At 71.6% G+C, this 472-nt stretch carries 1 pseudogene; it reads left to right on the forward strand.

Annotated features, from left to right (window positions below):
- Positions 1–472 (forward strand): annotated as a pseudogene (locus KBY19_RS35970) (glycosyltransferase family 1 protein); the annotation flags it as partial.

Below are 472 nucleotides of genomic sequence, written 5' to 3' on the forward strand. Positions count from 1 at the left end.
GAACTCGACCGGGCCGAGGAGTGGCTTCGGCGCCGCCCGGGCCGCGACCTTCCGGCGATCTACGTCGAACACAACACACCCAAGGGCGACGTGCCCAACACCCGCCACCCGATGGCCGACCGCGACGACCTGCTCATCGCCCACGTCACCGGGTTCAACCAGATCTTCTGGGACACCGGCGCCACCCGCACCACTGTTGTCGACCACGGCATCGTCGCCCCCTCGGCGTCCTACACGGGCGAGTTGGACCGGCTCGCCGTGGTGATCAACGAGCCGGTACGCCGAGGCCGGGTCACCGGCACCGACCTGCTGCCCCAGTTCGCCGAGATCGCGCCGCTGGACGTGTTCGGCATGGGGGTCGCCGGCCTGGCCGACCACCTGGGGCTGCCCGCCGACCGGCTCACCAGCCACGACGACGTGCCCCAGGAGCGGATGCACGTCGAACTGGCCCGGCGGCGGGCGTACCTGCACC

Source organism: Streptomyces sp. B15, from assembly GCF_018070605.1.
GTDB lineage: Bacteria > Actinomycetota > Actinomycetes > Streptomycetales > Streptomycetaceae > Streptomyces > Streptomyces smyrnaeus.